Raw genomic sequence first — 245 nt, 5'->3', positions numbered from 1 at the left:
AGCAGCCGAACGATCCGGGCGAAATCACCAATGAAGTGACGCCGATTAAAGTGGGCGACACCCTTTACCTGTGTACCGCTCACCAGCGCCTGTTTGCGCTCGATGCCGCCAGCGGCAAAGAGAAATGGCATTACGATCCTGAGCTGAAAACTAACGAGTCTTTCCAGCACGTAACCTGCCGTGGCGTCTCTTATCATGAAGCCAAAGCAGAAACGGCTTCGCCGGAAGTGATGGCGGATTGCCCG

The 245-nt window shown here is 55.5% G+C and carries 1 pseudogene; it reads left to right on the top strand.

The annotated features are described in order from the left end of the window. Nucleotides 1–245: pseudogene (locus tag SB764_RS43660) on the top strand (hypothetical protein); the annotation flags it as partial.

Source organism: Paraburkholderia sp. SIMBA_027, from assembly GCF_046535315.1.
GTDB classification, from domain to species: Bacteria; Pseudomonadota; Gammaproteobacteria; order Burkholderiales; family Burkholderiaceae; genus Paraburkholderia; species Paraburkholderia tropica.
Note: the sequence above shows the minus strand (reverse complement) of the source record. Positions and strands in the feature narration are given on the sequence as shown.